The sequence below is a fragment of the Candidatus Streptomyces philanthi genome, from assembly GCF_059553635.1.
This window is the reverse complement of the sequence record NZ_JCANQV010000238.1, coordinates 1-9290: the sequence shown is the minus strand read 5'-3', so window position 1 is coordinate 9290 and position 9290 is coordinate 1. Positions and strand designations below refer to the sequence as shown.

Below are 9290 nucleotides of genomic sequence, written 5' to 3'. Positions count from 1 at the left end.
GCGCGGGTGTTCAACGACGAGATGCTGACGCGCTGCGAAGAGATCGTGCGCAAGGCTGCGAGGACTTCGAGGCGGAGCTGAAGGAGTTCAACGGCGAACACGATCACGTCCACCTCCTGGTGCACTACCCGCCCAAGGCCGCCGTCTCCAAGCTGGTCAACAGCCTCAAGGGCGTCTCCGCCCGCCGGATACGGCAGGAGTTCACCGGCAGGGTCAACCACGCCATCATGCACGGGCACCTGTGGTCGCCCTCCTACTTCTCCGCATCGTGCGGCGGTGCACCGTTGGCGATCGTCCGCCAGTACATCGAGCAGCAAAAACGTCCGCTCTGAAGTGCACGTCAGAGCAGTCTTGAGATGCGTTCATCCCCGGCGTGAACGCCGGGGCTTTCTGCAAGGAACCCGGTAACAGGCGCCGGCACGCGGGACGAACGGGGGCGGGGGACCGGCCCGTCCCCCGCCCCCGCGGACCGTCTCAGAGCTTCAGCGACGCCGCGGCCGGACGGTGGTCGCTGCCGGTGGCCGGCAGGGTCCAGGCGGCGACCGGCTCCATGCCCTTCGACATGATCTGGTCGATGCGGGCCAGCGGGAACGAGGCCGGCCAGGTGAAGCCGAAGCCGTCGCCCGCGGCGCCCTGCGCGGAGCGCATCTGGGAGGTGACGGTGGCCAGCGACCGGTCGTTCATCGTGCCGTTGAGGTCGCCGAGGAGCAGGGTCTTCTCCAGCGGTTCCGCGGCGATGGCCTCGCCGAGCGCCTCGGCGCTGGCGTCGCGCTGGTTGGCGGTGAAGCCCTTCTGCACCTTGACCCGCACGGACGGCAGATGCGCGACGTAGACCGCGATCCGCTGCCCGTCCGCCGCGGTGACGGTGGCGCGCAGCGCCCTCGTCCAGCCCATCTTGATGTCCACGGGCGCCGCGCCGGACAGCGGGTGCTTGCTCCACAGGCCGACGGTGCCCTGGACGGCGCGGTAGGGGTACGCCTTCGCCATCTCGGACTTGTAGGTGGGCAGCGCGGTGGCGGTCAGCTCCTCCAGGGCGACGACGTCGGCGCCGGCGGCCACGATGTCGCGGGCGGTGCCGGCCGGGTCGGGGTTGTCGGCGTCGACGTTGTGGGTGAGGACGGTGAGGTCGCCGCCGGTGCCGGACTTGTCGGCGAGCTGGCCGCCGAAGAGGCCGACCCAGGCGACGGCGGGCAGCAGCAGGGCGGCCAGCGCGGTCGCCGAGCGGCGCAGCACCGCCGCGAGGAACAGTACGGGGACGCCGAGCCCGGCCCAGGGCAGGAAGGTCTCCAGCAGGCTGCCCAGGTTGCCGACCGTGTTGGGGATGCGGGCGTGCAGCACCATCAGCAGGCCGAGGAGGACGGCGAGCACCGCCAGGACGATGCCACGCCGCCACATGCCGTCCGGGCGCCACCAGGCGCGCAGGCGGCCCGCCCGGGAGCCGGGCCGCCCCGGGTGGTGTGCCTGGTCCGGTTCCGTCATCTGTGCCTGCGCCATCGCGTCGTCCTCACTGCCATCGATCGCCGCGTCTCCCGCGTGGCCGGCCCCGGGCCGGTCCGGCGGTTCCCGCCTGCCCCGGACAGACCCTAGGCGATCACCCGGGGGACGCCTTCTCTCCCCGGAGGACGGAACGGCGGCGGGCGGGAGTTCCCCGCGGTGGGCGGGAAGGGACGGCTGTGACAGAACGGGCATGAAGCGGTCATCCCGCGGGCACGGCCGGCGGCGCCCCCCTCCTGTTCCGCTCCCCCGGTCGTACGCCCTCCAGCACCGTGTCGACGATCTCCTCGACCAGGCCCTCGGGGGGCTCGGTGCCCGCGTGGAGGAGGGCGCGTGAGAGGAGGGGGCCGAGGAAGAGGTCGGCGAGGGTCTCCGGGGCGAGGTCGGCGCGGATCTCGCCGGTGGCCGCGCCGCGCCGCAGCACCGCGAGCAGTCTCTCGTGGCGGTCCCGTACGACGGAGTCGTGGTACGCGGCCCACAGGTCGGGCCGGGCCGTGAGGTGGCCGACGACGGTGCGCAGCAGCGCGGAGCGGCGTTCGGCGAGGCCGCCGCGGTGCCAGAACCCCAGCAGCGTCACCAGGTCGCCGCGGACCGAGGTGCCCGCCAGCGGCGGACAGGGCGCCCGGAGCGTGCGGGTCACGTCGAGCAGCAGGGCGCTCCGGCACGGCCAGCGGCGGTAGAGGGTGGCCTTGCCGACGCCGGCCGCGCGGGCGATGCCCTCCATCGTCAGCTCGCCGAGGGGGGTGCCGTCCTCGATCAGGCGCAGGACGGCCTCGGCGATGGCGGTGTCGGCGGCGGCGCTGCGCGGCCGCCCTCGGCGCTCGGGGGCGCCGGTCACCGGGGGGCTCCCGCCGCCTGTTCCTCCGTGGGCTCGGCCTCCTGTCCGGCGCCGCCGCGGCCGCCGGGCAGGAAGAGTGCGACGACCAGGGCGCCGATCAGGGCGACGCCGCCGGAGGCGAGGGCGGTGACATGCATGGCGTGGACGAAGGCGTGGCGGGCGGGTTCGAGGAGGGAGGTGCCCGCGGGGCCCATGCGGTCGGCGAGGGCGAGGGTCGCCTCGACGGATTCGCCGGCGGCGTGGCGGGCGCCGGCCGGGACGCGGGGCAGGGCGTCGATGCGGTCCTGGATGCCGTTGCGGTAGCTGGTGGAGAGGACGGAGCCGAGGACGGCGACGCCGAGGGTGCCGCCGACCTGCCGGAAGATGTTGTTGAGGGCCGATCCGGAGCCCGCCTTCTCCCGGGGCAGCGCCTGCATGATCGAGACGGTGACGGGCGGGGTGATGTGCGCCATGGCGGTGCCCTGGACGAGGAAGATCACTTCCAGGACCCAGATGGGGGTGGCGGTGTCCAGCAGCACCAGGGCGGTGAGGGTGGCGGCGACGGTCACCAGGCCGGCCGTGCACACCGCGCGGGCGCCGAAGCGGTCGACGACGTGCCGGGCCCTCGGCGCGAAGACCGCCTGGGCGGCGGCCAGCGGCAGCATCAGCAGGCCGGCTTGGAGCGGGCTGTAGCCGCGCACGCTCTGCACGTAGAAGACGACGAGGAAGGTGACGCCCATCAGCGCGAAGAAGACCAGTGCGATGGCGGTGACGGCGGCGGAGAAGGCCGGGTTGCGGAAGTAGCCGATGTCGATGGACGGATGGTCGCTGCGCTTCTGGTGCACGACGAAACCGGCGAGGACCACCAGGCCGCACAGCACCGTGCCGTAGACCTCGAAGCGGGAGAAGTCGGCGTACCGGCCGCCCTGGATGAACCCGTAGACCAGCAGGATCAGTCCGACGACGGACAGCAGCACGCCGGCCGGGTCCAGTCTGCCGGGGACCGGGTCGCGGGACTCCGGCACCAGCACGACCGTCGCGATCAGGACGATCACCACGATCGGGACGTTGACGAGGAAGACCGAGCCCCACCAGAAGTGGTGCAGCAGCAGCCCTCCGGTGATCGGCCCCATGGCGATGGCCAGGCCGACGCCGCCGGCCCAGACCCCGATCGCCTTGGGCTGCTCCTCGCGTTCGAAGACGTTCATCAGGATCGCGAGGGTGGCCGGCATGACGAAGGCGCCGCCGAGGCCCATCACGGCGCGGAACGCGATCAGTTGGGCGGGCGAGGCGGCGAAGGCGGCGAGCGCCGAGCCCGTGCCGAACAGGGCCGCGCCCAGCATCAGGACCTTCTTGCGGCCGATCCGGTCCCCCAGCAGGCCCGCGCTGAAGAGTATTCCGGCGAAGACGAGGGTGTAGGCGTTGATCGCCCACTCCAGCTGGCTCTGGGTGGCGCCCAGGCCGGTGGGGGCCGGGGTGGCGATGGTCTTCATGGCGACGTTGAGGATGGAGTTGTCCAGCACCACGATCAGCAGGCTGAGCATGAGGACGGAGAGGATCACCCAGCGGCGGCGGTGGACGCGTTCGGGAACGCTGCGGGGGCCCGGGGAGGCCGGGCCTGGGGCGGGGGTGGTCATGCGGTCACTGTAGGGCGATACGGAACGGTCCCGTTCCGTATCGGAGGGGGCGTAGGGGGCGTGTCGGCGCACGGGTGGCAGGCACGGGGGCCCTTCCGCGCCCCGTGCGCCGCGTGCCAGCATGGAGGGGAGTCCGGAGACGCCGTCAGGGCGCTTCGAGATGAGGAACAGGAGCCGTCACGATGACGCAGCTTTCGCCTGCCCGGAAACCGGCCGAGGCACCGGCCGCCGGGAATCCCGCCGCCCTCTACGGGGGCGCCCGCACGCGCCGGGTCACGGTGCGTGACATCGCCCGCGCCAAGGAGCGCGGCGAGAAGTGGCCGATGCTCACCGCCTACGACGCGATGACCGCCTCCGTCTTCGACGAGGCCGGTATCCCCGTCCTGCTCGTCGGCGACTCGATGGGCAACTGCCACCTGGGCTACGAGTCCACGGTGCCGGTCACCATGGACGAGATCACCCTGCTGTCCGCCGCGGTCGTCCGCGGCACCCGGCGGGCCATGGTCGTCGGCGACCTGCCGTTCGGCGCGTATCAGGAGGGCCCGGTGCAGGCCCTGCGGAACGCGACCCGGCTGGTCAAGGAGGCGGGCGTGGGCGCCGTCAAGCTGGAGGGCGGTGAGCGCTCGGCGCACCAGGTGGAGCTGCTGGTCTCCGCCGGCATCCCGGTGATGGCGCACATCGGTCTGACCCCGCAGTCCGTCCACGCGCTGGGCGGCTACCCGGTGCAGGGGCGCGGGGAGGAGGCGGCCCACCGGCTGATGCGGGACGCCAAGGCGGTGCAGGACGCCGGGGCGTTCTCCGTCGTCCTGGAGGCGGTGCCGGCCGAGGCCGCCGAGGAGATCACCCGCGCGCTGCACATCCCCACCGTCGGCATCGGCGCGGGCGCCGCGTGCGACGCCCAGGTGCTGGTGTGGACCGACATGGCGGGGATGACGTCGGGCCGGGTGCCGCGCTTCGTCAAGCAGTACGCGGCGCTGCGGGAGGCGCTGGGCGACGCGGCCCGCGCGTTCGCCGACGAGGTCGTGGACGGGGCCTTCCCGGCGGAGGAGCACAGCTTCCACTAGAGGGGCGCGCGGCGGCCGGGACCCGTGGGTCGCGGCCGCCGCTGCCGTGTCCGGGCCGGTGTCGGCGGGCTGTCGGTGGTGTGTCGGTGCGCTGTCGGCCGTGGCTGCCACCGTGGACGGCATGACGCGACAGACAATGACCACCGACGGCGGGAACGCCGTGGAGGTACGGGGGCTGGTCAAGCACTTCGGGGACGTCAAGGCCGTCGACGGGGTCGACCTGGACGTCCGCGAGGGGTCGGTGCTCGGTGTGCTCGGCCCCAACGGCGCCGGGAAGACCACCCTCGTCCGCTGCCTCTCGACCCTCCTGGTACCGGACGCCGGGCGCGCCGTCGTGGCCGGGTACGACGTGGTGCGCCAACCCCGTGCGCTGCGCCGGACGATCGGCCTGACCGGCCAGTACGCCTCGGTCGACGAGAAGCTCTCCGGCTGGGAGAACCTCTACATGATCGGGCGGCTGCTCGACCTGTCCCGCAAGGGCGCCCGCAAGCGGGCCGACGAGATGCTGGAACGCTTCTCGCTCACCGAGGCGGCGGCACGGCCCGCCGCCAAGTACTCCGGCGGGATGCGGCGCAGGCTGGACCTGGCCGCCTCGATGATCGGCCGTCCCGCCGTGCTCTATCTGGACGAGCCGACGACCGGCCTGGACCCGCGGACCCGCAACGAGGTCTGGGACGAGGTGCGCCGGATGGTGGACGAGGGGACGACGGTGCTGCTCACCACCCAGTACATGGAGGAGGCCGAGCAGCTGGCGGACGAGCTGACGGTGATCGACCGGGGACGGGTGATCGCCGAGGGCGCGGCGCAGGAGCTGAAGACCAAGGTCGGGGGGCGGACGCTCCAGGTGCGTCCGGCCGACCGCGGCGACCTGGACCGGATCACCACCGCGGTCACCCTGGCGGGCCTCGACGGCATCGCCGGGGCCACCGCCGACCACGCGGACGGCGTGGTCAACGTCCCGGTCACCAGCGACGAGCAGCTGACGGCGGTGGTGGGGCTGCTCACCCGGGAGGGCTTCGCGCTCTCCGGGATCAGCACCCATCTGCCCAGTCTGGACGAGGTGTTCCTCGCCCTCACCGGCCAGAAGACGTCCGAGGCCGGCAGCGCCGGGGACGTACACGACGAGCGGTTCGCGGAGGTGCCGGCATGAGCGCGGCGACGATGACGGTGCCGGCGCGCAGGCCGGCCGGCGAGGGGCGCATCGGGCTGCGCGCCAATCTGCGGCACATCGGTGCGCTGGTGCGCCGCAACGCCCTCCAGATCAAACAGGACCCGGAGTCGATGTTCGACGTCCTGCTGATGCCGGTGGTCTTCGTCCTGCTGTTCGTCTATGTCTTCGGTGGTGCCATCGCGGGCAAGGGCAACCAGCAGGAGTACCTCCAGTACCTGATACCGGGGCTGATGGCGATGATGGGCATCAACATCGCCATGGCGGTGGGCTCCGGCGTCAACGAGGACTTCCGCAAGGGCGTCATGGACCGTTTCCGTACGATGCCGATCGCCCGGTCCTCGGTCCTGATCGCCAAGATCGTCGTCGAGATCGGCCGGATGCTGATCGCCACCGCGATCCTGTTCGGGATGGGCTTTCTGCTGGGTCTGGAGATACGCGGCAGCGTTCTCGGGCTCCTCGGGGCGGTGGCGCTCGCCACGGTGTTCGGCGCGGCGCTGATGTGGATCTTCGTCCTGCTGGGGCTCGCGGTGAGGACCCCGCAGGCCGTGCAGGGCCTGGCGATGATCGTGCTGATGCCGCTGGAGTTCGGCTCGTCGATCTTCGCGCCGCCGGCGTCGATGCCCGGTTGGCTGGAGGGGTTCACGAAGGTCAACCCGCTGTCCAACCTGGCGGACGCGGCCCGCGCCCTGATCAACGGGCACGGCGCCGTCGCCCACCCCGCACTGGTCACCCTCGGCTGGGCCGTCGTCATCACGGCCGTGACCATGCCGCTCGCCGTCGCAAGGTTCCGCAAGAAGACCACCTGAGAACCGACGGCTTGCAGAAACCTGACGCGTCGACCTCCGCCCGGCACGCGTCAGACGAGGGCGGTGGCCTCCTCCCAGGTCAGGCCGCCGCCCTCGGCGTGGGCGCGCTCGTACGCCGCGTCGCCCAGCAGCCCCCGCACCTCCGTCTCCGCCCGCTCCCGGTCGGCGCGCAGCACGAGGGGCGGGATGGTGTGCATCCGCAGCGCGTCGTACGCGCCGAGCAGCCGGGCCGCGTCCCGGGCGGCGGGCTCCCCGTGCACGGCGACCAGCACCCGGGCGCCGGTGATCAGCTGGGTCACCGGAAGGTCGGGGGCGACCATCTTCGTCAGCGAGTCCCCCATCAGCGCCAGCGCCCCGCGGAACCGCTCCAGCAGCCCCTCGGTCCGCCCCTCGGTGACGTCGAGACAGACCATCGAGCCCTCCACGATCCCGGTGAACACGTCGGGGGCCCGGGGCGCGAACAGCTCCCGCACCAGTTCCAGTTGCCGGCGCGCCTCGCCCGTGCGGTCCGAGACGGACAGCCACATGGCGAGCAGCAGCCGGGCGAAGGGCGCCGCCTCGTGGCCGCCGTTGTGGTCCCCGGCCTCCGCCACGACCTCGCGCAGCATCCGCTCCCCCGCCTCGTGCGCGCCGTCCTCGATCAGCACCGCGCCGAGCCGGGTGCGCAGCAGCAGGGTCTGCCCGTACGCGCCCAGGGCCTCGGCATGGACCATCGCCGCGCGGTAGTCCTCGGCCGCGCGCCCGTAGTGGCCGCTCTTCTCGTGCGTCTCGCCGCGGCCCATCAGGGCTTCGGCGGTGCCCCACGCGTCCTGGGCGAGGCCGAAGAGGCGCAGCGCCTCGTCGGCGTCCCGCATCGCCTGGTCCAGGCAGCCGGGACGGTCGTTGAGGATCTTGGAGCGGAGCTGGAGGACGAAGGCCAGCTCCCAGTCGTAGCCGAAGCCCCGGCACGCCACCACGGCGTCGTCGACCATCTCCATCAGCCGCTCCGTGCCGCCGTTGAGCACCACCGCGTAGTACCAGAACACGCCCGGCACCCGGCAGGTCTGGGGCATTCCGCTGCGGTAGGAGTCGATCACCCCGGCCAGGGTCCGGCGCACCTCGGGCCGCTGGAACGCGCGCAGGTCGCCGTCGAGGGCGGTGAGGGCGATCAGCCGCGCCTGGCGGCGGGCCTCCATGAGCTGCTCGGGGTCCATCGGCGGCGGGGCGTCGATGGGCCGGGCCAGCAGTTCGGGGGCGGGGGTGACGGGCGGGGCGAACGGGTCGGGGCCGAGCGCGGCGGCCGCCTCCGCCCAGCCGTGGGCGTCGGCGCGGTGGTCCCGCAGCGACCAGAACCACTGCAACGACAGCACCAGGCACAGCGCCTCGTGCTCGTCGCGGGCGGCGATCGCGCGGCGCAGCGCGGACCGCAGGTTGTCGTGCTCCAGCTCCAGCCGGTCGGCCCAGGCGCGCTGGCCGGGGCCGCGCAGCAACGGGTCGGCGGTACGGGCGAGTTCGCGGTAGGCGACGAGATGGCGGCGCTCGGCGGCGGCCCGCTCCCCGGCCTCGTCCAGCCGCTCGGCGGCGTACTCCCCGACGGTCTCCAGCAGCCGGTAGCGCATCTGCCCGCCGGGCGCGGGCGCCGCCACCACCAGCGACTTGTCGATCAGTGAACCGAGCAGTGCGGCGACGTCGCGGCGGTCGACGGCGCCGGCCGCGCAGATCTCCTCCGCCGCGGCCAGGTCGCAGCCGCCGGAGACGACGGAGAGCCGCCGCAGCACGGCGCGTTCGGGGGCGTCGAGCAGGTCCCAGGACCAGTCGACGACGGCGCGCAGCGTCTGCTGGCGGGGCAGGACGGTGCGGCTGCCGCTGGTCAGCAGCCGGAAGCGGTCGTCGAGCCGGTCGGCGAGCTGGCGCGGGGAGAGCAACCGCAGCCGGGCGGCGGCGAGTTCGATGGCGAGCGGCAGTCCGTCCAGCCGGCGGCAGATCTCGGCGCAGGCCGCCGGGTCCTCGTCGGTACGGAACCCGGGGCGGGCGGCGGCGCCGCGTTCGGCGAGCAGCCGCAGCGCGACCGGGTCGGGCAGCGGTTCGACGGGCCGCAGCACCTCGCCGGGCACGGCCAGCGGCTCACGGCTGGTCGCCAGCACCGTCACCCCGGGGCAGCGGGCCAGCAGCCGCTCGACGAGTGCGGCGGCGGCGCCGATGACGTGCTCGCAGTTGTCGAGGACGAGCAGCATCCGGCGGTTGGCGCAGTGCTCGGCGAGGCGGGCCAGGGGGTCGAGCGCGGTGGGGTCGGTCGCGGCGCGCAGCCCCTCGGCGGCGGTG

Annotated in this window: 7 protein-coding genes and 1 pseudogene; 4 read left to right on the top strand and 4 right to left on the bottom strand. The window is 73.4% G+C overall.

Going from position 1 to position 9290, the window contains the following annotated elements; genetic code table 11:
• A pseudogene (gene tnpA / locus AC51EU_RS22900) lies at positions 1–332 on the top strand (IS200/IS605 family transposase); the annotation flags it as partial.
• A 142-nt stretch (positions 333–474) separates the two neighbouring features.
• Here tnpA and AC51EU_RS22895 read toward each other — a convergent pair.
• The 3 genes from AC51EU_RS22895 to AC51EU_RS22885 form a co-directional block, all read right to left on the bottom strand.
• On the bottom strand, positions 475–1479 hold the full coding sequence (locus AC51EU_RS22895; protein ID WP_496268920.1) for an endonuclease/exonuclease/phosphatase family protein: 1005 nt from the start codon (positions 1477–1479) through the stop codon (positions 475–477).
• Positions 1480–1696: 217 nt separating this feature from the next.
• A complete protein-coding gene (locus AC51EU_RS22890) occupies positions 1697–2332 on the bottom strand; it encodes a TetR/AcrR family transcriptional regulator (protein WP_496268919.1) in 636 nt (211 codons plus the stop codon).
• The gene (locus AC51EU_RS22885) at positions 2329–3948 is read right to left on the bottom strand and encodes a DHA2 family efflux MFS transporter permease subunit (RefSeq protein ID WP_496268918.1); all 1620 of its coding nucleotides are present in this window, start codon (positions 3946–3948) and stop codon (positions 2329–2331) included. The genes AC51EU_RS22890 and AC51EU_RS22885 overlap by 4 nt, the downstream gene beginning before the upstream one ends.
• A gap of 182 nt (positions 3949–4130) precedes the next feature.
• Between AC51EU_RS22885 and panB the strand changes: the two genes are divergently transcribed.
• The 3 genes from panB (at position 4131) to AC51EU_RS22870 (ending at position 6989) form a co-directional block, all read left to right on the top strand.
• Complete coding sequence (gene panB / locus AC51EU_RS22880) at positions 4131–5012, top strand: 3-methyl-2-oxobutanoate hydroxymethyltransferase (protein ID WP_496268917.1); 882 nt, start codon at positions 4131–4133, stop codon at positions 5010–5012.
• A gap of 121 nt (positions 5013–5133) precedes the next feature.
• On the top strand, positions 5134–6162 hold the full coding sequence (locus AC51EU_RS22875; protein WP_496268916.1) for an ATP-binding cassette domain-containing protein: 1029 nt from the start codon (positions 5134–5136) through the stop codon (positions 6160–6162).
• On the top strand, positions 6159–6989 hold the full coding sequence (locus AC51EU_RS22870) for an ABC transporter permease (protein ID WP_496268915.1): 831 nt from the start codon (positions 6159–6161) through the stop codon (positions 6987–6989). Before AC51EU_RS22875 ends, AC51EU_RS22870 begins: the two co-directional genes overlap by 4 nt.
• A gap of 50 nt (positions 6990–7039) precedes the next feature.
• Here the strand turns inward: AC51EU_RS22870 and AC51EU_RS22865 are convergent.
• The coding region (locus AC51EU_RS22865) for an ATP-binding protein (protein ID WP_496268914.1) at positions 7040–9290 on the bottom strand (2251 nt) is incomplete at its 5' end.

Excerpts from the sequence above, each read along its gene's own strand:
- AC51EU_RS22875 (WP_496268916.1), top strand. The coding sequence starts at position 5,134 with ATGACGCGACAGACAATGACCACCGACGGCGGGAACGCCGTGGAGGTA.
- AC51EU_RS22895 (WP_496268920.1), bottom strand. The coding sequence starts at position 1,479 with ATGACGGAACCGGACCAGGCACACCACCCGGGGCGGCCCGGCTCCCGG.
- panB (WP_496268917.1), top strand. The coding sequence starts at position 4,131 with ATGACGCAGCTTTCGCCTGCCCGGAAACCGGCCGAGGCACCGGCCGCC.
- AC51EU_RS22885 (WP_496268918.1), bottom strand. The coding sequence starts at position 3,948 with ATGACCACCCCCGCCCCAGGCCCGGCCTCCCCGGGCCCCCGCAGCGTT.
- AC51EU_RS22870 (WP_496268915.1), top strand. The coding sequence starts at position 6,159 with ATGAGCGCGGCGACGATGACGGTGCCGGCGCGCAGGCCGGCCGGCGAG.